The following is a 21,428-nucleotide window of genomic DNA, read 5'->3' as shown; positions in this document are numbered from 1 at the left end:
TTCCTTACTCGAGTCGCGGTACGGATACCTTCCAAGCATGGACCCGTTTGCGCGCAGGCGCATCACCCGAACCGGATGACGTCCGTCACGGTCGTCGGTAGCGCACCAGATCGAGCGCAAAACGCGCATAGTCGCGTGCGATTTCCTCGGGCGTTTGTGGTCCGCTCGGCCGATACCATTGCGCGACAGAGACACACATCACGACGATTGCACGCGCAGCCTGTCGCGGTCGATCCGTCCCGAACACACCGGCGGCGATTCCGTCGTCGACTTGCTTCGTCGTCAACCATTGCTGGTAGTTGCGTGATTCCGTGATGCGCAACCTGTTCTCGTCTGTGAGACTGCGCATTTCGCTGGCACCCAGGAAACCTTGATCGCGGCGATAGATATGGAACAAGGTCACACATTCGACGAGCAGAGCCAGCCTTTCAGAGGGACTTTCGCCCTCGTCGATTGCGGCCAACGATCTCGTGTTGAGTTCGGCCATGGTGAGGTCGAGAATTTCGGCCAACATTTGTTGCTTGCTGGAATAGTGGTGGTACAGACCCGGCACACTCATCTGCGCGCGCTTGGCGATCTCACGCATCGCAGCGCCGTGATATCCGGTCTTCACCATCTCCGCAAGCGCGGCCGCCAACACCGGATCGAACGAACTCGGGCCAAACCTTCGCCACTCGTTCGGGCGAAAATGTGCGCTCGGGTCCGCGTCGTCGCCACCCCATCGTGGCTGTTCCGGCGGACGCACTATCGCGGCCGGGAGCAGTGCGTCGAAACGCACTCCGAGGATCCCCCCGATCGCCGCCAACCTGTCGACGCTGACCCTGGTCTTTCCGGTCTCGACGGCGCTGAGGGTAGCCGCGCTGACATCGAGACGCCTGGCCAATTCGCGCAGCGAGAGCCCGCTGTGACGCCGTGCCTGCCGGATCGACGCTCCAATCAGGACGGCATTCTCGATTTCGGTCACAGCGTTCAGTATTCCCGAACATTGGATTTCCAACAATGCGATGACCACGGCAATCGGTGAACATGTTGACTACTGATTATCGGCCTGAACATGATGTGGATCACAAAGACCCAGGTCCGCCCGAGCGATCGTTCGGTGTCGGTAGCGAGAGGATCGAATCACCATGACCGAGGCGCCATATCTTGGAGAACTCCTGCGCGACGCACCCAGCAACTGGGGCAAGTGGGGAGAGTCCGACGAGGTCGGTTCACTGAACTACCTCGACGCCGGACAGGTGCTTCGTGGCGTCGGAACCATCAAGCAGGGTTCCGTGTTCACGCTTCAACGGCTCATCGGCGACCCCAAGGGTGATCCGGTGTGGCCGGGACGCAGCCCTGCCGAGCGCACACAGATCTTCGACGAGAGCAGCTGGGACGGCGACGACGCCCCCAACTTCCCCGGCGGCCTGCATTACGCGGACGACAAGATCGACGCGTTCCTGCAGGGTTCGACGCAGTACGACGCACTCGGCCACGTCTGGTACGACGGTGCGCTGTGGAACGGATACTCCGCTGACACGACTGTCGGCGGCCTGGAGAAGGCCAGCGTCGAACCGATTGCCGACCGCGGCGTCGTCGGACGTGCGGTACTTCTCGACATGGCAAAGTTCCGCGGCAAGGAAAACCTCGACAAGGCCGAAACATTCACGCACCATGATCTTTTGGCCTGTGCCGAAGCGCAGGGCGTCACCATCGAGAAGCGTGACATCCTCGTCATCCGCACCAACTTCCTCAAGCTGTTCTTCGACCAGGGCGAAGCCTTCTACGAGGGCTTCTGCGAGCCCGGCCTGATCTACAGCCCCGAACTCGTCCAGTGGTTCCAGGACATGGAGATCCCGAACCTGGTAACGGATACCATCGCCAACGAGGTCACCACCGACCCCGAAAACGGTGTGGCACTGGTACTCCACAACGCTCTGATGCGCAATCTCGGCGTGGTGTTCACCGAGATCTGCGATCTCGAGAAACTGGCTGAAGACTGTGCGTCCGACGGCCAGTACACATTCTTGTACGTCGCCGCACCACTCAAGGTTGCCAAGGCCAGCGGCTCTCCCGTGAATCCGGTTGCCATCAAATGACATACGAAGATCGCCCTTGGTTGGCGTTGTACCGCAACGACGTTCCCCCCGACATCGAGGTCGAGCACCCCACGATGCTCGAGATGTTGGCGACCACGGTCCGCTCTGATCCGGACGCCACGGCTGTGAAGTACTTCGACGGTCAACTCAGTTTCGCCGAACTGGATCAGCAGAGTGACGCCCTGGCCCGAGCACTCCGAGCCGGTGGACTGGTGGAGGGTGACCGCGTCGCTCTGTTCCTCCAGAACGTTCCGCAGTTCGTGCTCGCGCTCGCCGGAATCTGGAAAGCCGGCGGCGTCGCAGTCTCGATCAATCCCATGAGCCGTGAACGAGAATTGGGATACCAACTCGAAGATTCCGGAGCTGCCGTTCTCATCGCACTCGAGGGGCTCTACGAGTCCGTGGGCCGCAATGTCGTCTCCGACTCGCCGGTCAGGCGAGTTATCACCACCTCGGAACTCGAGTACCAAAGTCGCAACGATCCAAGGATTTTCGACGGAATCGTGAAGAAGGACCTCGGCACGGACGATCTTGCGACCCTGATCGACGAACATCGGCTCGGCGATCCGGTCACCACTGACGTTGCACCGGAAGACATCGCGGTACTGACCTATACGTCGGGAACCACCGGTCCGCCGAAGGGGGCGATGACCTCTCACGCGAACATGACCTTCAACGCCCAGGTGTACCGGGACTGGCTGGGGCTCACCCCGAAAGACACGGTTCTCGGCGTCGCACCGCTCTTCCACATCACGGGGTTGATCGGTCACATCGCGGTGTCCGTCCTGGCGAGAATGCCGCTGGTGCTGGCCTATCGCTTCCAGCCCGAGGTGATGCTCGACGCGATTCGTGAGCACCAACCGACATTCACAGTCGGAGCCATTACCGCGTTCACCGCGCTGCTCAACACTCCGGGCTGCGCGCCGGAAGACTTTACGTCCATGCGGTTGCTCTACTCCGGCGGCGCACCCATCTCGCCGACTGCCGCCGAGGCCGTCCGCGCCATGACCGGTGCTGCGCTGCACAACATCTACGGTCTGACCGAGACGACGTCGCCCACTCACGCCGTTCCCGTCGGGGCGGATACGCCCGTCGACCCCACGTCCGGGGCACTGTCCGTCGGCGTTCCAGTACCCAACACCGTGGTCCGCATCGAAGACGAGGGCGGTGCGGTCCTGCCGATCGGAGAGATCGGCGAATTGGTCGTCCGTGGTCCACAGGTGGTGCGCGGTTACTGGAACAAGCCGGAGGAGAGTGCGTCGGCCATTCGCGACGGATGGTTCCACACCGGCGACGTGGGGTTCATGGACGAAGCCGGCTGGTTCTACGTCGTAGACCGTAAGAAGGACATGATCATCGCGTCCGGCTACAAGGTGTGGCCACGCGAGGTCGAGGACGTTCTTGCCGAGCACCCCGCAGTCCGTGAGGCGGCTGTCGTCGGTATCGCCGACGAATACCGCGGTGAGACGGTGAAGGCGTTCGTCAGCCTCGTCGCGGGGGCGTCGGTGACGCCGGACGAACTGATCGATCACTGCAAACAGCGGATGGCGGCGTACAAATACCCACGATCTGTGGTGCTCGTGGAGGAACTGCCGAAGACCGTCACCGGCAAGATACTGCGACGGGAACTGCGCACGATCTCTTGATCACAGGGCAGCGGGCGGACTTCGCGGTCCGCCTGCTGTCTGATCGCGCACAGTTTCCTCTCGACCGCGCCATTGGGGTAATGGAACAGTAATATGTGCTGAGTACCCACGGACAAACGGGAGACATCAGTGAGCAAGTTCGGACGTAAGAAGCAGCCCACGCCCAAGAGCTACCAGTGGCTGGCCATGACCCTCATAGCGTTGTCGCTCTCCGTGTCGATCGGGATTGCCGCCAAACCCTCCTGAGCTCTCCGAATCCGAAACTTGTAACCCCGCGTCCATCTGCACATGGGCAAATAGGTGCAATTCGGACGCTTAGCTGTTCTAACTTTCCTTCCGTCGTGTCACCTCGGCACCGACGGAGGGGATCAACTCACCATGCGAAGCTCACGCTTCGGCGTGCTGGCCGCTGCCGGCGCTGTCGGACTAGTGCTTGTCACCAGCAGCGTCCAGTCCATCGCCACGGCGTCATCGTTCGGTTCGCTCGACGCTGGTTCGAGTTCCGGTTCGGCCGAGACCCCGGCGTCGACCGACGGCGGTTTCACGTCCAAGACGCCCTACACTCCCGGCCAGCGCATCGCCGACTATCAGGCGCCGCCGACGGCGTACTCCCCGGTGTACACGGAAAGCGTTGCGCGCCATGGTTCCAGAGCGCTGTCGAGCCTGAAGTACGACGACCTGAGCCTGCAGCTGTGGGAAATCGCCGAAGCCGAGAACGCATTGAATCCCGTAGGCAAGGAATTCGGCCCGGCCCTTCGTGATCTCATGGCCGCCAACAAGAAGCTGGGGTACGGCAACCTCAGCGGACTCGGGATCACCGAACACAGGCAGCTCGGCGCGCGGGTCACCGAACGCCTTCCCCAACTGTTCGACGCCATCGCAGCGCAACAGGGAACCATCACGTTGACCTCGTCGGGTGTCGACCGTGCCGTGGACAGCGCTGACAACTTCGCTCAGGGCCTGACCGGTGCGTTTCCAGCCGTCGCCGGCGATGTTGCACCGGTGACGACGGATGCCGATCTCCTCTACTTCCACGACTCCGATGCAAATGCCGACTACAAGGACTACGAAGAGTCCGATCCTCGACTGAAAGCCGTCGACGACCAGATCGCCGATCTTCCCCGCACCCGCGAGGTCTCACGGCACATGATGCTCAAGCTCTACTCGGAGAACTTCGTCAACCGCCTGAGCGCGGGCGAGTACTCACTCGTCGACCGCGGCAAGGGTTCCAGCACGATCGACAACGAGGTCGACGCTGCATACATGCTGTACAACACGTACATCATCACTCCGGGCATGGCCGAAGAAGGCAAGTGGAATTTCGAGCGATTCATCGAACCTGCCGACGCACAATGGCTCGCGTACACGAACGATGCCGAGGACTTCTACGCCAAGGGTCCGGGCTTCACCGGTGAAGACGTCACCTATCGGATGGCTACCGTGCTCCGCGACGAGTTCCTGCGCGGCTTGCAGGAACACAACGGCGACGACGCCGTACCGGGAGCGGATTTCCGGTTCGCACACGCAGAAACGATCATCCCCTTCGCGGCGCTCCTGAAACTGCCGGGAAGCACCGTCTCGCAGGCGGAGGGCGACCTCTACACCTATGCGAACAACCCCTGGCGCGGAGCGCAGGTCAGCCCGATGGCTGCCAACGTGCAGTGGGACGTCTACGCCGGGCCGGACGGCAAGCGTCTGGTCCGAATGCTCTACAACGAGCGTGAGACAGCCTTTGCGGCCCCGTGCGCTCCGGTGAGCGCCGGTAGTTTCTACTACACGCCGGACGAACTGGCCCGCTGCCTACCGGAGATTTCACCGGCGGCCTGAGATCCGGCAACTCGGGATCCGGGCCGAGGTCGACGAGGGCGCGCCCATGCCTGATGCAATGCCAGCATGCGCGCCTTCTCGTCGTCCTCCATCAACAAGGCGTCGCAGATCCTCACGATGACCGGAGCCGAAACACCCACGGACGTACCCTGTTCCAACCGTTGGTAGTGATTGAAACTGATGTCGGCAATCTGTGCGACATCACGCCGACTGAGGCCGTGCATGCGGCGAGCACCCTCGCTTCGCATGCCGACCTTTTCGGGTGCAAGGCTGTTTCGTTTCTCGACGAGCATCTGGCTCATCAACTGACGCGCGCTCGACCCGTTCACGTCGCCACCTTTTCCATCCCTGAAATATGCTTTCACCTAACATGTTTCAGAATATGGGATGGGACGGACCCGGCGGTATCTCCGAGATGACAGATAATCACGCGATACCGCCAACTCTGTGCCTGTTCAGGCTGTGAACCCTGTGATGATCAGGCTATGAACCTGCCGATCGTCGGATTCGACTGGCAGATGGGACTACTGCCCCAGTTGATCGAACCGAACGCCGTCGCAACGACATTGCCGACGCCGGTATTGACCGTCGCGGAGAGATACGGGTAAGTCCCTACCAGGTCGACGATTCCGGACTTGCCGGTGTCTGTATTGACCCACGCAACGGTGACCTGTCCGGCCGCCGGGATTGGCGCAGCTGCCGGGAACGAATCGAAGCGAATATCACCCTTGGCAATGGGCGGATTGGCCTCTGGTCCGGACTGGCCGGTGAGACCGGTCAACGAAGCCAGCGACCCCTGATTCGGACACCCGATGGTGACGGCGGCGCCGCCGAAAGGGTGGGGCGGATCAGCCGAGGCGACTCCGGCGAACATGACGCTCGCGGCAATCGGTAGTCCGATGGCCGCAAAAACCCCGGCCGTGCGTGTGACGCTCATAGCTGCTCCTCGGGTCGACAACACTTTCCGGATACCCCTGGTACAACGCCCGAAACGAAGGAAAGTCGACTATTCACACCCCCTAGACAACGCGTGTTGTCAGAACTACAGTCGGTGGTGCAGCTCACACCTACCTCTGCCGCGCGCAGACCAGTCCCAGGGAGTGTTCAGATGAAGCGCTACGACCTCCGCAGTCGCACGGATCGACTCGATCCCGAAACCGATTACGAAGAGATGTCGCGCATTCTCGCGGCGCAAGAGTTCCCCTGGGACATCAATCAGGCGCTCAGCTTCGCACTGTTTCGCACGTACGCAGTCCCCTCCATCGGCAAGCTCCTCTTCTCCACGGGCGAGTTCACCGACAAGGTTCAGAAGCGTTACGACGACACCAGCCTGATCCTCGACGCGATCCTCGAGCACGGCCTCAGCAGCACCGAAGGCCGCAAGAGCGTGCGCCGAATGAATCAGATGCACGGCTCGTACGACATCTCCAACGACGACATGCTCTACGTCCTGGCCACCTTCGTCGTCACACCGGTCAGATGGCTCGACGCGTACGGCTGGCGAAAGATGACCGAGAACGAGATCGTCGGGTCGACGAACTACTACCGCCACCTGGGTCGGTACATGAACATCAAGGACACGCCTGACACCTACGAGGGGTTCGTCAAACTTCTCGACGACTATGAGCGCGAACGCTTTTCATTTGATCCCGGCGCGCGAGCCGTCGCCGATTCCACCCTCGAACTGATGTGCACCTTCCCGCCCAACAACCTGGCGCCGAAGGCTCTGGTCAAGGGATTCGCCTTCGCCCTCATGGACGATCACCTACTCGACGCCTTCCACTACAAGCACCCGAGCACCGCGATGCGCGTCGTCTCACGCGGAGCGCTGAAAGTCCGCGCGCGTCTGCTGCGGTTCTTCCCGGTGCGCACGAAGCGGAAATTCGCCCGCGAACTGCCCAACATCCGCAGCTACCCGAACGGTTACAAGGTCGAAGACCTCGGCACCTTCCCCGCCGGATGTCCGGTCAAGCACCTCCAGGCGGACCAGCAGGCCCAAGCGTAATAACGCTGTGCTGAATAGCCTCTGTCATGCCTGAATTATGGAGGCGTCGCGACCAGTACGACGCAGGGTGATCAATTCATGGTTTGTCTCGGCGTCGTCTCGACGCCCCTCTTCTTCGAAGTCCATCAACTCGTAGAATCTGCGGGCGCGTTCGTTGAGGGTGTAAACCTCGAGTGTCACCTCGCCGTGCATGGTGGCGGCATGTTCGACCAACGCCCGCCCGACGCCCAACCCTTGTGATGCCGGCGCGACGAACAGTCCCCCGATTTCGGAGCCGATCATTCCCAACAGGCCAACAACTTCGGAGCCGTGCTCAGCCACCCAATTGTCGGCCTGAATCAGATAAACCTCTCGCATCTTCTGCTCCCGTTCACCGGTCCCCTCACCCGCAAGAAACGGGTGGGCTTCGCGGGCTGCACGAGACCACAGGTCGACGACCACGTCCTCATCCGAGGGCTGGTAGCGGCGAATGATCAGATCCTGGTTCACAATCCGACAATACCCTCCGGCATCAGACCACTTGCTGGTGCCGAACTGACCAATCTCGGATTTACCCAGACCGCGGAAGTCAGCACACTTCAAAAGATTTCGCATCTTTGTACAGGAAACTGGATGTCACGCAAACGATGGGACCGGTTGGCACGAGTGCGGATCGTGCAGCAAGCCGTAATCACAAACCCCGTGTTCAGCCTTCGGGCAGTTGTTCACTTTAAGACGCTTTTCAGGTGCGGTAAGCATCGGAGCGGTGCGCGATCGAAGTGACCGTCACCCGACGGGCGTCATCGTCGATCAAGTACAGCACCCGATACGTACCGCGCCGCGCCGAATACGCCGGAGCCAGCGGCGGATCGAGCCGCTTTCCGACCCGGTGAGGGTTCTCGAGCAACGGACCGGTGATGAACGCGTAGACCGCGACCGCAACCTTCTCGGGCAAGCCCGCTTTCAGCGATCGAGCCGCAGAACGCGCCACCGCCAAGACATAGGGCTCGTCAACGCCGCTCACTCCTCGCTCTTACCCAGGAACGCAGCCAAACCGGCAGCGTCGAGGGTGTCCCCGGCCTGCGCCTCAGCCACTCCCGCCAGATGTCCGGCCAGTAGCGATTCATCGGCCAGCACGGCGATCGTCTCGCGCAACGCGTCATAGTCGTCGGCGCCGAGCAGCACGGCGGCACGATGCCCGTTGCGGGTGATCTCGAACCGTTCGTGTGTGCGCTCGGCCTCGTCGACGAGACGAGAGAGCTGCGCTCGGGCGTCGGCCACCGGGAGAGTTGTCATGTACATAATTCTAGCGCACATAGGCTAAGGTGCGCTCGCCGCGTCGCAGGGCAACCTCCGGGATCGAGGCCCACCAGAAGTTCGATGGAGACCGGTACACCTTCGTTCAAGCGTTTAAGCAGCGTGAAACTAGCCGACGAGCTTTGACTTCAGAAGCGCGATCGTGTCCGGAGCGAGTCCGAGACCTGCGGTGAGATAACCATCGACGGTTCCGTAGTCGCTGACGATCTGCGCGAGACCTGCCTCCAGATACGAAGCGTCGACACCGAGAGCGGGCTCGAGATTGGTCGCCACCTGCGGGCTCAGGGCCTGAGAGATCTGCGCGAGAATCTTCTGGTTGGTCGCCTGAAGGTAGGTGTTGCTCAACAAATAGTCGTCCATGATCGTCTGGGCGGGAACACCGGCGATGGACTGCAGCAACATCGCGGTCCAACCCGTGCGGTCCTTGCCTGAGGTGCAATGGAACAACTGCACCCCGTCACTCGCAGCGATGTCCGAGAGGACCTGCTTGAAGCCGGCACGGCGAACGGGATCGGTGACAAAACTGCGGTTGGTGTCGACCAAGAACTGCTTAGCCTCTTCCGGCGACTTGATGGTTGTGGCGAGCTGGGTGAGATCCTTGAACTCGATCGGGATGTTCGTGTACGTCACGCCGTCCGGAAGCTTGTCTGCGCCACCGATGAACGGGTTGGAGATCTCGGTTGCACCGCGCAGGTCATAGGCGTCGGCAAGTCCGAGACCGGTGAGCGTCGCCTTGTCGGCGTCGCTGGTCGCGGTCAACGCATTGGACCGGTAGATGACGCCGCGCTTAAGGTGCGAGCCATCTGCGGTGGCGTATCCCGTCCCGTCGTTTCCTGCGATGTCGCGAAAGTTGGCCACGGAGGCCAAGTTCGGGGTCGGCGCGAGCACCGGATCGAGTGAGCCGAGATCGACCGAACCGAGTGATCCCGTGCCCAGGGAACCCAGGTCAAGCGGGATTGCCGTAGCGGGAGCGGCAAACAACAGACCTCCGGTGACAATAAGTGCGGCGGCCTTCGCGGTGCGAGCGAACAACATTCGTGTGCGTGTGGACATGTGGCAGTGCCTTTCTCTGTGTGTGGTGATCTGGAGTTACGGTGATCTGTAGTTAAGGTGCGACGTCACCGATGCCGGTGAATCCGTATCGCTGGTGAGGTCCGATCACTGCTACCTCGAACAGGCCTGTCCCGATGCGGGTTACGCCGTCCTCGACGAGGGTGAACCGGGCGAGATTGTCGACCGGGCACAGCATCTTCTTCCACGGTTCGATGTTCGAAACCTTTTCTCGCAGGCCCTGAACCACCAGTTCGCCCTGCCACATCCCGTGGCGCCAATCCTGCTCGAGTCCGTAGCCCGTGCCGACACCGATGTAGTTGGGCAGTATCGGTTCGCAGGTGATCTCCAGAATGTGGTCGGACTCGCCTGGTGCACCGGGACGCCGGAAGTACAGAGTTCCGCTCTTCACCTCGCGTGTACCGGAGATGAAGGTGAGTTGGTGGTCCGGTCGACCCAACCACTCCGGCTCCCGCGAGCGGTCCGCCCAGACGCGAGTGGCATCCTCGAGGATTCGGCGTCCCTGCTGATCTTCTTGAACGATCGTGACGACGGTGAAGTCGCCGAATTGCATGATCGAGTAAATCCAGAAGAAGTTCTGACTGCCTGCTATCGCCGGATCCGCTTTGCGCCCAGGCGGTTCCGCTTCACCGACCGGTCGAACACCCCAAGACCGATCGCGATTACCCCGCCACGTCTCCGGCGTGACGGGAATGACGTCGCCGTCCACGGTCAGAGATCCGGACCACGTGCCTGTCTGCACGAATCGTTGGGTGTCGAAGGTGACTCGTTCCAGCTGACGGTGGAAATGCCTGGCCTCGAGATTGGCCGGACCGTCGGACTCGAAGGTGAGGTCGAAGCTCAGATCCGGCGCCTCGGGGCTCGATTCCAACACCACACGTAGGCGGTGCAGACCCTCGATGATGTCGATTCGCAGTGGGCCTACTGACAGGTCCATTCGGTCGTCACCCAAGGCTCGGGATGCCCGGAAGACTATATGGTCTTCGCCGCGCCGAAGAACCGCAAAGCCGTCGCATACACCAAGATTGGGGTACTGACCGAGACCGATGATGAGAAACATCGGCTCGGTGTCGCCGTCGACGCCGGCATGAGCGTTGAAGTAGTAGCGATCGTAGAAGTTTCGATCCGAGGTGCCCACGTGGCGGATGGTCTCCGCGATCTGATGTACCGGGTAGTCGTCGAGCGGGGACAGTGTCATCGCGCTTCTCCTGTTGTGACCGGGGCTGATGTAACCGGTACTGTTGCGAGCGACTCCCAATAAGTGCCGTCGAGCATGGCTTCGAGCGTCTTGTGGTGCAGGATCATCTCGTCCGGGTCGTCGGGGAACTCGGCCTGACCGAAAGCCACTGCGCGGCTTTGGACTCGGAACATGATCACCGCATGCCGCAACGCGGCGTACACAATGTAGAAATCGAGATCCGCTACCTGGTGGCCGGACAGCGAGCGGTAGGCATCTGCCACGTCCTCACGACGCAGGAAGTCCGGCATCCCGCGGAGGCCGGCCATGGCCGCAAGATCCTCGAAGAACCTGTGCTGGAAGATCATCCAGCCGAGGTCCAGCTCACGCGGCCCTAGCGTTGCCATCTCCCAATCGAGGACCGCCGCCGGTTCGAAGTCGCGGTAGATGATGTTTCCGATCCGCGAGTCACCCCAACTGAGCACGGCTGCACCGGCATCGGCGGGAAAGTTCGCTTCGATCCAGTCGAAACCACGCTCGATCAACGGGGACCCCGGTCCGTCGGCGGTTGCCCACTCGTAATAGCTTCGCTGCTCTTCGAGATGGGCGCGAAGTGCCTCTGTGCCAGTCGGTTCGACACCGTCGCGACACAGGTCAGGGAGTGCGAGGTGCGGATCGGCCATCGCGTGCAACTCCGCAAGTACGCGGACCGATGACTGCTGGAGTCGAGAACAGTCGTCGGCTGAAGCCTCCGAGAGCCAGGATCCGAACGTGTACGGCATGACGTCGGGCGGGATTTCACCGTCACGCCGCTCCATCACGAAGAATTCGCCGCCGAGCGCGTCCGGATTGCTCTCGGACCAGTACACCCGCGGGACCGGCACCGAAGTGTGAGCGGCGACGGCGCTCATGACCTGAAACTGCTGGTCCAAGTTGTACGAAGGGAAGATCGGCACCGCACTGTCTCGTGGAGCGATGCGGGCGACAAGGCGGTGCTCGGCTCGAACCCCGTCCTCGATCCAGGTCGCATCGAAGAGCACAGTTTCGTTGGACATGCCGTTCGCGGCCGGCACCTCGACCGAGGTCACGGAAGGTTTCGAGCCTCGCCACAGCACGGTAGCGAGCCAGCTTTCGAGGCTGCGCCGCATCTCGGCTGGGTCGTTGCGGGATTCGCCGGGTCTGGCAAATTCGGCGTAGTCGGGATCTCCGCCTGAGGTTTCTGTTTCGGTTCGAAGGTTCATCACCACTCCTCGTGGTTCGGTGGCGCCGATGCGCACGCGCCGATTGTCGATACAATATGTATCGACTAAAGCCGTGACAGAATGTAACGGCCATCACAGCGATACCGCAAGGGATTTGCCAAAAATGTCCAAAGATTCCGAAACTCAGCACCGCCTGGGACCGCAGCGAAACCCTGCAATCGACGACGCAGTACTGGACGCGACCAGGCAACTGTTAGAAGAAAAGGGGTATGCGGGCACGTCCATCGACGCCATCGCCACCCGTGCGGGAGTGGGGCGCCCGGCGATCTACCGTCGGTGGCCGTCGAAGGCGCACATCGTCAACGACGCGATTTACCCGGTGCTCGACGTCGAACAGGGCGCCGACATCGACACCGAACTCGGCACCGAGGGCACGATCACGGATCAGATCCGCGCGCTGGTGCACGGCGCGGTTGCACTGTTCGCAGCTCCTGCCACGCGAGCCGCTGCACCCGGGCTGATGAGCGAAGTGCGAACAAACGCGGAATTGCGTGAGGTTCTGGTGGTGCGGCAACTGGCCGGAGTCCGCGTCGAGCTGAACCGTCGACTGGAAGCGGCGAGGGAACGAGGCGACATCCGAAGTGGCGTCGACGCCGACGCTCTTCTCGACATCATGGCAGGTGCGGCCATCTTCGCGATGTCGGTTCGGGATGTCCCGGACCCGGGACCGTTCGCCGACTCACTCGCCGACATAGTGCTGAACGGCATCCTTCCCGACGACCGCTGAACCCTGAACCGTTGGTTTGCGCTGCCACGCGCGAAACGATGGACATAGGCATGGTCCGGACCAACTGACAGCACGCTCAGTGTTCATCCATCGACGTTCACCCATCGAGTGGGACCGTCTGTCGCTGCCTAACTTCTGCGATGTATTCACGGATGGCGTCGCGATTTTTCACCAGAAAGCTGATCTTCTCGTCAAGTCCCGACGCCTCCGCCTCGAGCATCGACAGCATCTCCGGTGTCACATCGCTCATGTGAATGACGCGTTCTTGGTCCAGGCAAGGAAGGATCTGCCGGATCACTCGCGTCGGGAAACCCATGTCCAACAACCCGCGTATCTGAAAAACCCGATCAACCATTCGTTCGTCGTAGTCGCGGTAACTGTTTTCGGATCGTCTCGGAGCAATCAGGCTTTGCTCCTCGTAATACCGCAAGAGACGGCGGGATACCCGTGTCGCTTCCGACAGCTCGCCGATCTTCATGTGGTCGCCGATGTTTCGAGCGACGCTGTCTGGAGACGCTCTCGCAACGTGCGCACCCGGGTGCTCGCCCCGAAGGCAGCGGGAAACTGTTCGAGGAGAAGTGGGATGTCCCGGCCGTTCACCGCTGGCCGCAGTCGCACGCCATGCGCGCCAGCCGATACGAGTTCGTCGATCCGGTGCATCAGTTCACCCACCGAACCGACAAAAATGTCGGTGTCGGACGAATACGGTGCGCCTGACAACTTGTCGAGGGCACGCTTCTGCTGCACCGCCTCAGAATGGGTCGCGCCGAGGAAGACCACGAGATCCACCAGGATCGCCAGCGGCTCATCGATCAAATTTCGCTGCACTGCAACACATTCAGCGTTGACAGCGTCGAGAACATCACCGATGGTGACACCATTGACACTCGGAGTTGGCGTCACCAGGATGACATCAGCCGAGGCAGCGGCCAACCGATAAGGAACTTGGGCGTGATGCGCCAGCGCGACAACGACAGGTCTCAAGCCTTCGGCAACAGGGACGGCGAGTGGCCCGGAAACCTCGAAATTTGTTGTCACAATTGACTTGTCAGAGATCTTGTCGATATCGACGAATCGGCCATCGGCGCCTTCTTGGAGTGCGCCTTCGGTCCATGTCGACCACAATGCTCGGAGTATTTCGATCGACTCGGTCGCTCTCGAGAAGACCTGCTCCAGTCGGGTTCCAATCAATTCGGGGAAGTAGATGTCGGACTCTCTCAACTCCGGCACGGGTTGCGGACGAACGAAATGACGTCTGTCGATGCTTCGCGAAGTGATCTGGGCACGGAGGCCGACTCGGCCCCCGCTCAAGAGATTGAGCGATGCGATTTCGGTGGCGATACTGTATGGCTCACTGTGAGTCAGGTTTCTCGCGGCGATCACGCCGACTCTCTGCGTCCCGAAAACAGCCAGTGCCGTCAACGCTACAGGCGACAACCGACCACGAACCTGGTCGTCCTTGTCGTCGATTCTCCTGAAGTCCGACGACTGCAAACCGATCGATTCTTCGAAAGTGACAAAATCGAGGACCGATTCATCTATGTCGCGCAACAACTCCGACCAGTAGTGAGCAGTGAAGAGTTCGGCAGGGGCATGCCCCTGCAATCGCCATGCCGCCGGATGCCAGCCAGCTGGTTCCAGCGCGATACCGATGACCGGTGACCGATGGATCGGCGGCCTTTGAATCGACGGCGTTGCGTTCATTCGTGTGCCTGACCTTCCTGATGGATTTGTGCAGGTGACCGGAACCCGTCTCCGCGTGCGGCCCACATGATCACCACGCAGAGCAGGGCGAGTGCGACCGTCCACCACGGGAGGGCTCGAGCACCGTTGAGAGACAACAGAACTCCACCCATCACCGCACCTGCTGCCATCGCACCGTTCCACAGCGTCGTGAGAACCGCTTGAGCCTCGTCTGCGTGTGAGCCCGCAGCAACCGCTGCCGAAGTTTGCAGCAGAGTCGGAATTCCACCCCACCCCAATCCCCATACGGCAGCTGCCAAGTAGACGAGCAGCGCATCCTCCGTGGTGATAGCCAGTACGGTTGCGGCGACCGCAATCAGGACAGCGCCGACAAAGGCAAAGGTCCGTAGTCGCGTGTAGATTTGTTTGCCCACAACAACAATGCTGATGAGGCATGCCACCCCGAAGGTCAACAGAACGAGGTCATTGTCATCTCCCATTTCGATCGACTCGAGGAACGGAGCGATGTATGCATAAAGGATGGTGTGGCCCAACACCACGGCGAACGTCACGATCAGAACTGCGTCGACACCGGGAATGCGCGCCGCCTCGAACATGCTTCGCCGTCTACGGTCGCGGGGCCGACCTGGACGATCGGGAACCGACACCGCGATTGCAACGAGTAGCGCAACGGCCAGTATCGACATGAGATAGAACGGTGCCCGCCACCCGGTAGCGTTGCCCAAGTATGTCCCGAACGGAACGCCGAGCGCGAGAGCGAGCGGAATTCCGGCCATCGTGAACGCGATGGCGCGACCCTCGAGATGTTTCGGGGCAAGACTTCTGGCGTATCCGGCGAGCAATGCCCAGGCGATACCTGCAGCAACTCCCGCAATGAACCGGGCGGTCATCGTCAGAAGATAGTCGGAAGAAAATGCAGTGACCGTGTTGGCGAACGCAAACCCGAGAATCGAATTCAGCAGTAACACCTTTCGTGACCAAGACGCCGTCGCTGCGATCAAGGGAATTGTCGTCAGCGCCGTCCCCAGCGCGTAGATCATGATCGTCTGCCCGGCGGCTGATTCACTGACATCGAGACCTTCACTCATTGCCGGCAACACTCCCGCTGGGAGCGTTTCCGTCAGGCTGGTGATGAAGACGGACACGAACAACGCCAGCAGGGGAACGAGCGGAAGTGTGTCCCCGCGATCATGTTCCGCAAGAAACTGTTTCGCTCCTGATGTGTGGTGCTTTGAATCGATGTCGTCTGCCATGAAACGATTGTCAACCTTCACATCAATGTGAAGGTCAAGCTCTCCGCGAAGATCGGACCGCGAATCAATCAATCTGATGCCGTTCAAGTTTGGTCTATCCAGTCGAGGAACTGCCCATGTCCACCGGCTAGCCCGTGAGGTGTGCCGTCAAGAGAGACAACAAATTTGCCGCGACATTCCTCGTGTGACACGGTCAGCGCTGCGTCGACTTCAGGTAGAACGCCAATACCTTCGTTGGCGATCCAGTGACATGGCAAAGCGCGAACAACCTCTGCGAATTCATCTCTGGCAGTTGGGGTCAGGTAGTTGAGTACCGCACTGTGAAAGACCACGATCGTTGTTTCCCGTGGCGCACGTTCGACGAGATCGGCAACAGCCGACGTGAGATCTCCGCGAACCAGATGAGGCGGATCCACACGAGCGAGTGCCGCTGCGTCGCGCAATCGCCGCCGGCGGTGGTCCTGTTCCGGCCACACAAGACTCTCCAACCATCTCATGTCGTCGGCGTCACCTGCATCAAGTGGATTGAGGTCGATGCCCGCCCGGTAGACCACGTCCGGGACTTTCTCCGGAATCGGCGGATTGCCAGTCGTCCCACACTCCAGCAGAACGGTGGACGGACCATCTACTGGATGCAGATACCTTTCGCCGTCGTAGAGAAAGCTGTAGCGGTCCGGATAAAGGCACAGGCCCGCCGAGACACCGACTTCGATGAGGGAGAGCGGGCCCTTCAACAACCCGAGAACGGGAAGCAACACAGCAACGCGGCCTGCTTCATTGGTCTGTGTAGTCCGGATCCGCGCAAGTTGTTCCACCTCTGACCAGTTCTCGCTCAACCACCGGCGGAACGACGCGTACGGCTCAACCGGGGCACCGAGGTGACGGCTCGCCCCGAACACCAGGTTGGGTTGCCTGCGGGGTTCTGGAAGCCGATCGATCAGAGCGAGGACTGCTGGATCCTCCGATACGCCGATGCCCCATTCCTCGTAGATCGCTGAGTTCCCTCGAGCCTCCACTTCCGCGAACGATCGGTACCAGCGCGATGTGTCCACCGTCGATGTCTACCGGATGGCGTGTGGTGCGGAAAGGTTTTCGATCACGCCGACGCGTAACTCGTAGACGTCCCCCCGTCAGGCGTACTGGCCTGAGAACCCTCCCCGACGACAACCAGGCGCGAACCCCGCCGACTATCCTGTGGGGCATGACCGAGCCTGTAGCGACCGCTGACCTTGCCGACGAGATCGGACCCGACATCCGTAGCTGCGACACGCAGTTCACCCAGTTCGGTGGACGTGAAGTTTTTGCCGGCCCCATCACCACCATCAAGTGCTTCCAGGACAACCTGCTCGTGAAGCAGACCCTCAGCGAACCGGGCAACGGCGGAGTTCTCGTCGTCGACGGTGACGCGAGCATCCACACCGCACTGGTCGGCGACATCATTGCCGGCCGCGGCGTCGACAACGGCTGGGCCGGCGTCATCGTCAACGGAGCCGTCCGTGACTCGGCGATCCTGCGCACCCTCGACATCGGCGTCAAGGCTTTGGGTACCAACCCGCGCAAGAGCACTCAGACCGGTTCGGGTGAGAAGAACGTGCCGATCGAAATCGGCGGCGTCACCTTCAACCCCGGCGAGATCGTCTACAGCGACCAGGACGGCGTCGTAGTTCGCGAAAGCTAGTCAGAAGTCGCGGGGTCAGGCGGGGGCTTCCACTTTGGCGGCCATCCCGCCGATCTCGACGACATCGCCGTCACGAAGCTGGCGGCCCCGACGATCTTCGACCTCACCGTTGACCGAAACCATGCCGTCGGCGATCACTTCCTTGGCCTCCGCGCCCGATTCGATGAGGTTCGCGAGCTTGAGAAACTGACCGAGCCGAATCATTTCGTCGCGGATGGGTACTGCTGGAATGTTGTCGGTCATGTCAATCATCTTCCTCCTCCCACAAAACTGGACACGACAGACCACACTTAGCGTGAGGATCTGATCGACCGGTAGGAGAGGAAGCTCGATGGCACCATTGACCGAGGTATCGGACACCACTGCAGAGTTGGTGGAATCGCCACCCGAAAATCCGCGCCAGGCGCGTAGATTCCGCAAAGGGCGGTTCAGCCAGGTTCCCCATATCTCGGGATTGATCCTCGGAGTCTTCTCCGTACTGGTGTTCCTGTGGAGCATCTCGCCGGTTCTGCGGCACATCCTCCGCGTCCCACGCGAATACATCGACAGCTACTACTTCGACGCACCGGATACGAGCCTGTCGTGGGCGCTCGTCGTCGCCCTGCTCGCCGCGGCCCTCGCGAGCCGCAAGCGCATCGCCTGGTGGCTGCTGACGATCTACCTGGCGCTGATCACCCTCACGAACATCGCCTCCGCGATCGTCGACAAGAACCCGAACAACGCCGTGGCAGTTGTGGTTTTGCTTGTCGTGATCGGAATCCTCATCGCGGCGAGGCCCGAGTTCTACACACGCGTACGACGCGGTGCCGGCTGGAAAGCTCTCGGCGTACTGATCGGCGGTATGGCTGTCGCGACCGTGATCGGTTGGGGCCTTGTCGAACTCTTCCCGGGCGACCTGCCGCAGAACCAGCGATTCCTGTGGGCCCTGAACCGCGTCACCGCTGCGGCTTCGGTCGACAACGAGGTGTTCGACGGTCACCCGCGCGTCTTCGTAAACACGGTCCTCGGTCTCCTCGGTGCCATCGCACTACTCGCCGCCGTCATGACGCTCTTCCGCGCGCAACGCTCCAACAACGCTCTCACCGGAAACGACGAGTCCGCGATCCGCGGGTTGATCCAGAACTTCGGTGCCGACGACTCTCTCGCTTACTTCGCCACACGCCGCGACAAGGCGGTCATCTTCGCGCCGAGCGGCAAGGCCGCCATCACGTACCGCGTCGAAATCGGCGTCTGCCTCGCCAGTGGTGATCCCATCGGCGATCCCGAAGCGTGGCCGCACGCCATCGAAGCGTGGCAGGGGCTCGCGTCGCAGTACGGCTGGGCGACAGCCGTCATGGGTGCCAGCGAAATCGGAGCGACGGCGTACAAAAAGGCGGGCCTGAGCGTCCTGCAACTCGGCGACGAAGCGATCCTGCGCACCCGCGAATTCAACCTCAACGGACGCGACATGCGCCCGGTCCGTCAGGCCGTCACCCGCGTGAGGCGCCACGGTGTCACTGTCCGGATGCGACGCCATCGCGACGTTCCGCCGGAGGACATGTCGGCCGTCATCATCCGCGCCGACGACTGGCGCGACACCGACACCGAGCGCGGCTTCTCCATGGCGCTCGGCCGACTGGGCGATCACCTCGACGGCGACTGCCTCCTCGTCGAAGCCGTCATGGGTGAAGGCACCGAGGACGAAAGCGTCGTCGGCATGCTCTCGCTCGTGCCGTGGGGACCGAACGGCGTTTCGCTCGATCTGATGCGTCGCAAGCCGACTGCGCCCAACGGAGTCATCGAATTGATGGTCGCGGAGTTGGCCACACGCTCGGACGAGATCGGCGTCGTACGGGTCTCGCTCAACTTCGCCGTGTTCCGCTCGGTATTCGAGGAAGGTTCGCGCATCGGCGCCGGCCCGATCCTCCGCATTTGGCGCTCGGTGCTCGTCTTCTTCTCGCGCTGGTGGCAGCTCGAAGCGCTGTACCGCTCGAATGTGAAGTACCAGCCTGATTGGGAGCCACGCTTCCTCTGCTTCGAGGACAACCGCGAACTGCCGCGCGTCGGATTCGCGTCGGCCATCGCCGAAGGCTTTGTGGTGCTGCCCAGTTTCGGGCGCAAGTCGAGCCAGGTCGTCAAACACACCGGCACGCATGTGGCGGTGCCCGCCGCTCTGGTGACGTCCGAAGGACTGCACGCCGACGGCAGTCCGCCGGACTCGGCGCCGTCGTTCACGACCAACGGCCCGCGTCGACCCGAACAGGTCCGAGTGCGCATGAACAAGCTCGCGCAACTCGCCGACGAAGGGATCGCCGCCTACCCCGTCGCCTACCCGCCGACGCACACGATCGCTGCCGCAGCAAAGTCACCGGAGGGCACCCGTGTACGAATCGCGGGACGCCTGCTGAGGGTTCGCGACTACGGCGGAGTCGTGTTCACGGACGTGCGCGACTGGTCCGGCGACATTCAGGTCCTGGTCGACCAGGACAACGTCGGCCGCGAGAAGTTGGCGGAGTTCGCCGCCGAGTTCGATCTCGGTGACCTGATCGAAGTCAGCGGAACCATCGGACGCAGCCGCAAGGGCGAGCTGTCGCTCATCGCCGTCGAGTGGCGCATGAACGGCAAGTGCCTGCACCCGCTGCCGGACAAGTGGAAGGGCCTCTCGGATCCCGAGACCCGAGTCCGCCAGCGGTACCTCGACATCGCCCTCAACCCGAAGGCCCGCGAACTGCTCGAGGCCCGAAGCGCCGTCGTGAAGTCGCTGCGCGATTCACTCGGTGGTCGCGGATACCTCGAAGTCGAGACCCCGATTCTGCAGCAGGTGCATGGCGGCGCGAATGCCGCTCCGTTCCTGACACACATCAACGCGTACAACCTCGACCTCTATCTCCGCATCGCACCCGAGCTGTACCTGAAGCGCCTGTGCGTCGCCGGTATGGAGAAGGTGTTCGAGATCGGCCGCGTGTTCCGCAACGAGGGCGTCGACTTCAAACACAATCCCGAGTTCACGATCCTCGAGGCGTACGAAGCCCACAGCGACTACGAGGGCATGATGCGGATGTGCCGCGAGCTGATCCAGGCGGCGGCTGTCGCAGCGTTCGGTCGCGAGATCATCATGCGTCCCGGCCCGGACGGCGAACTGGTCGAGGTCGACATCTCCGGCGAGTGGCCGGTGAAGACGATGCACGGCGCCGTCGCCGAAAAACTTGGTGTCGACGTCTCCCCCGAGACAAGTCTCGAAGACCTGCAGAAGCTGTGCGACGCCAACGAGATCCCGTACCAGTCCAGCTGGGACACCGGCGCCATTGCGCAGGAAATGTACGAGCACCTGGTCGAGGACTACACCGAGTTCCCGACGTTCTACACCAACTTCCCCACCTCGATGTCGCCGCTCACCCGGCCGCACCGCAGCATCCCCGGCGTCGCCGAGAAGTGGGACCTGGTGGCGTGGGGCGTCGAACTCGGAACCGCGTACAGCGAGCTGACGGACCCCGTGGATCAGCGCAACAGGCTTACCGAGCAGTCGATGCTCGCGGCCGGCGGCGATCCCGAAGCGATGGAATTGGACGAGGACTTCCTTCAAGCCCTCGAACACGCGATGCCGCCGACGGGTGGTCTCGGGATGGGCGTCGACCGAATCGTCATGCTGATCACGGGTGGCAGCATCCGCGAGACGCTGGCCTTCCCCCTCGCGAAACCGCGTCAGTAGTCCGGACCCTCGC

The 21,428-nt window shown here is 61.7% G+C and carries 21 protein-coding genes; 7 read left to right on the top strand and 14 right to left on the bottom strand.

Annotated elements, in window-relative coordinates:
* Positions 1 to 85 precede the first annotated feature (85 nt).
* Entirely contained in the window at positions 86 to 1,012 is a 927-nt protein-coding gene (locus ACFQ6H_RS00260; RefSeq protein ID WP_378642492.1) for a TetR family transcriptional regulator, read from the bottom strand.
* 115 nt (positions 1,013 to 1,127) lie between these two features.
* On the opposite strand from ACFQ6H_RS00260, the gene ACFQ6H_RS00255 reads away from it, so the two are divergent.
* From ACFQ6H_RS00255 to ACFQ6H_RS00245, 3 genes are all read left to right on the top strand, one after another.
* Entirely contained in the window at positions 1,128 to 2,081 is a 954-nt protein-coding gene (locus ACFQ6H_RS00255; protein WP_378633305.1) for a cyclase family protein, read from the top strand.
* On the top strand, positions 2,078 to 3,727 hold the full coding sequence (locus ACFQ6H_RS00250; protein WP_378642489.1) for a class I adenylate-forming enzyme family protein: 1,650 nt from the start codon (positions 2,078 to 2,080) through the stop codon (positions 3,725 to 3,727). Before ACFQ6H_RS00255 ends, ACFQ6H_RS00250 begins: the two co-directional genes overlap by 4 nt.
* Positions 3,728 to 4,105: 378 nt before the next feature.
* Complete coding sequence (locus ACFQ6H_RS00245; RefSeq protein ID WP_378642486.1) at positions 4,106 to 5,554, top strand: histidine-type phosphatase; 1,449 nt, start codon at positions 4,106 to 4,108, stop codon at positions 5,552 to 5,554.
* On the opposite strand, the gene ACFQ6H_RS00240 is transcribed toward ACFQ6H_RS00245, so the two are convergent.
* Positions 5,500 to 5,883 carry a helix-turn-helix domain-containing protein gene (locus tag ACFQ6H_RS00240; protein ID WP_378642483.1) on the bottom strand — a complete coding sequence of 128 codons (384 nt, stop codon included), beginning with the start codon at positions 5,881 to 5,883 and terminating at the stop codon, positions 5,500 to 5,502. The genes ACFQ6H_RS00245 and ACFQ6H_RS00240 overlap by 55 nt on opposite strands.
* A 149-nt stretch (positions 5,884 to 6,032) precedes the next feature.
* On the bottom strand, positions 6,033 to 6,491 hold the full coding sequence (locus tag ACFQ6H_RS00235; RefSeq protein WP_230816135.1) for a hypothetical protein: 459 nt from the start codon (positions 6,489 to 6,491) through the stop codon (positions 6,033 to 6,035).
* Positions 6,492 to 6,662: 171 nt separating this feature from the next.
* Here ACFQ6H_RS00235 and ACFQ6H_RS00230 point away from each other — a divergent pair, with 171 nt between their 5' ends.
* On the top strand, positions 6,663 to 7,559 hold the full coding sequence (locus tag ACFQ6H_RS00230; RefSeq protein WP_378642479.1) for an oxygenase MpaB family protein: 897 nt from the start codon (positions 6,663 to 6,665) through the stop codon (positions 7,557 to 7,559).
* A gap of 24 nt (positions 7,560 to 7,583) precedes the next feature.
* On the opposite strand, the gene ACFQ6H_RS00225 is transcribed toward ACFQ6H_RS00230, so the two are convergent.
* The 6 genes from ACFQ6H_RS00225 to ACFQ6H_RS00200 form a co-directional block, all read right to left on the bottom strand.
* On the bottom strand, positions 7,584 to 8,048 hold the full coding sequence (locus tag ACFQ6H_RS00225; RefSeq protein WP_378642474.1) for a GNAT family N-acetyltransferase: 465 nt from the start codon (positions 8,046 to 8,048) through the stop codon (positions 7,584 to 7,586).
* 232 nt (positions 8,049 to 8,280) lie between these two features.
* The gene (locus ACFQ6H_RS00220) at positions 8,281 to 8,562 is read right to left on the bottom strand and encodes a type II toxin-antitoxin system RelE/ParE family toxin (RefSeq protein WP_378633285.1); all 282 of its coding nucleotides are present in this window, start codon (positions 8,560 to 8,562) and stop codon (positions 8,281 to 8,283) included.
* On the bottom strand, positions 8,559 to 8,834 hold the full coding sequence (locus tag ACFQ6H_RS00215; RefSeq protein WP_374105663.1) for a type II toxin-antitoxin system Phd/YefM family antitoxin: 276 nt from the start codon (positions 8,832 to 8,834) through the stop codon (positions 8,559 to 8,561). The genes ACFQ6H_RS00220 and ACFQ6H_RS00215 overlap by 4 nt, the downstream gene beginning before the upstream one ends.
* A 129-nt stretch (positions 8,835 to 8,963) precedes the next feature.
* A complete protein-coding gene (locus ACFQ6H_RS00210) occupies positions 8,964 to 9,908 on the bottom strand; it encodes a tyrosine-protein phosphatase (protein ID WP_378642470.1) in 945 nt (314 codons plus the stop codon).
* A gap of 52 nt (positions 9,909 to 9,960) precedes the next feature.
* A complete protein-coding gene (locus tag ACFQ6H_RS00205; RefSeq protein WP_378642466.1) occupies positions 9,961 to 11,124 on the bottom strand; it encodes a hypothetical protein in 1,164 nt (387 codons plus the stop codon).
* The gene (locus ACFQ6H_RS00200; RefSeq protein ID WP_378642463.1) at positions 11,121 to 12,344 is read right to left on the bottom strand and encodes a phosphotransferase family protein; all 1,224 of its coding nucleotides are present in this window, start codon (positions 12,342 to 12,344) and stop codon (positions 11,121 to 11,123) included. Before ACFQ6H_RS00200 ends, ACFQ6H_RS00205 begins: the two co-directional genes overlap by 4 nt.
* Before the next feature lie 124 nt (positions 12,345 to 12,468).
* On the opposite strand from ACFQ6H_RS00200, the gene ACFQ6H_RS00195 reads away from it, so the two are divergent.
* The gene (locus tag ACFQ6H_RS00195; protein WP_378541066.1) at positions 12,469 to 13,092 is read left to right on the top strand and encodes a TetR/AcrR family transcriptional regulator; all 624 of its coding nucleotides are present in this window, start codon (positions 12,469 to 12,471) and stop codon (positions 13,090 to 13,092) included.
* Between the two features lie 97 nt (positions 13,093 to 13,189).
* On the opposite strand, the gene ACFQ6H_RS00190 is transcribed toward ACFQ6H_RS00195, so the two are convergent.
* From ACFQ6H_RS00190 to ACFQ6H_RS00175, 4 genes are all read right to left on the bottom strand, one after another.
* Positions 13,190 to 13,570: a MerR family transcriptional regulator gene (locus tag ACFQ6H_RS00190; RefSeq protein WP_007735825.1), complete on the bottom strand. Its 381-nt coding sequence runs from the start codon at positions 13,568 to 13,570 to the stop codon at positions 13,190 to 13,192.
* The gene (locus ACFQ6H_RS00185) at positions 13,567 to 14,796 is read right to left on the bottom strand and encodes an LLM class flavin-dependent oxidoreductase (RefSeq protein ID WP_378642459.1); all 1,230 of its coding nucleotides are present in this window, start codon (positions 14,794 to 14,796) and stop codon (positions 13,567 to 13,569) included. Before ACFQ6H_RS00185 ends, ACFQ6H_RS00190 begins: the two co-directional genes overlap by 4 nt.
* Entirely contained in the window at positions 14,793 to 16,049 is a 1,257-nt protein-coding gene (locus ACFQ6H_RS00180) for an MFS transporter (protein ID WP_378642455.1), read from the bottom strand. The genes ACFQ6H_RS00185 and ACFQ6H_RS00180 overlap by 4 nt, the downstream gene beginning before the upstream one ends.
* 83 nt (positions 16,050 to 16,132) lie before the next feature.
* A complete protein-coding gene (locus ACFQ6H_RS00175) occupies positions 16,133 to 17,101 on the bottom strand; it encodes a DUF2332 domain-containing protein (protein ID WP_378642450.1) in 969 nt (322 codons plus the stop codon).
* Positions 17,102 to 17,250: 149 nt separating this feature from the next.
* Between ACFQ6H_RS00175 and rraA the strand changes: the two genes are divergently transcribed.
* Complete coding sequence (gene rraA / locus ACFQ6H_RS00170; RefSeq protein ID WP_003943552.1) at positions 17,251 to 17,727, top strand: ribonuclease E activity regulator RraA; 477 nt, start codon at positions 17,251 to 17,253, stop codon at positions 17,725 to 17,727.
* Positions 17,728 to 17,742: 15 nt separating this feature from the next.
* Here the strand turns inward: rraA and ACFQ6H_RS00165 are convergent, their stop codons facing one another.
* Positions 17,743 to 17,970 (bottom strand): RNA-binding S4 domain-containing protein, encoded by a 228-nt coding sequence (locus ACFQ6H_RS00165; protein WP_003943569.1) that lies wholly within the window; start codon positions 17,968 to 17,970, stop codon positions 17,743 to 17,745.
* Positions 17,971 to 18,058: 88 nt separating this feature from the next.
* Between ACFQ6H_RS00165 and lysX the strand changes: the two genes are divergently transcribed.
* Entirely contained in the window at positions 18,059 to 21,415 is a 3,357-nt protein-coding gene (lysX, locus tag ACFQ6H_RS00160; RefSeq protein ID WP_378642445.1) for a bifunctional lysylphosphatidylglycerol synthetase/lysine--tRNA ligase LysX, read from the top strand.
* Positions 21,416 to 21,428 lie beyond the last annotated feature (13 nt).

The sequence above is a fragment of the Rhodococcus sp. NPDC056506 genome (assembly GCF_042794945.1).
Taxonomy (GTDB): Bacteria; Actinomycetota; Actinomycetes; order Mycobacteriales; family Mycobacteriaceae; genus Rhodococcus_F.
Note: the sequence above shows the minus strand (reverse complement) of the source record. Positions and strands in the feature narration are given on the sequence as shown.